At 26.2% G+C, this 237-nt stretch carries 1 protein-coding gene; it reads left to right on the top strand.

Going from position 1 to position 237, the window contains the following annotated elements:
* Positions 1–28: 28 nt before the first annotated feature.
* On the top strand, positions 29–237 hold a 209-nt coding region (locus tag ACEWL1_RS12215), incomplete at its 3' end, for a hypothetical protein (protein ID WP_409233573.1).

Raw genomic sequence — 237 nt, 5'->3', positions numbered from 1 at the left:
CAATACCGTAACAACATCAGACCAAAAAATGCCAGTATTTAAAAATAAAAATTTTGTTTTTAACTATGTTAATTTAGATAAAAAAATAAACAAACTTGGAGGAGAAGTTACGATTACTGTTACAGATAATGATAGAATGTCTAAAAATAGTACTGTAAAAATATCTTATGCTTTTGGTGGCAAAACATATACAGACACCTATAAAGTTATTGCGTATTCTAGCTTAGAAGAATATAA

This window comes from Polaribacter gochangensis, assembly GCF_046224025.1.
Taxonomy (GTDB): Bacteria; Bacteroidota; Bacteroidia; order Flavobacteriales; family Flavobacteriaceae; genus Polaribacter; species Polaribacter gochangensis.
This window is presented reverse-complemented; position numbering and strand designations above follow the sequence as displayed.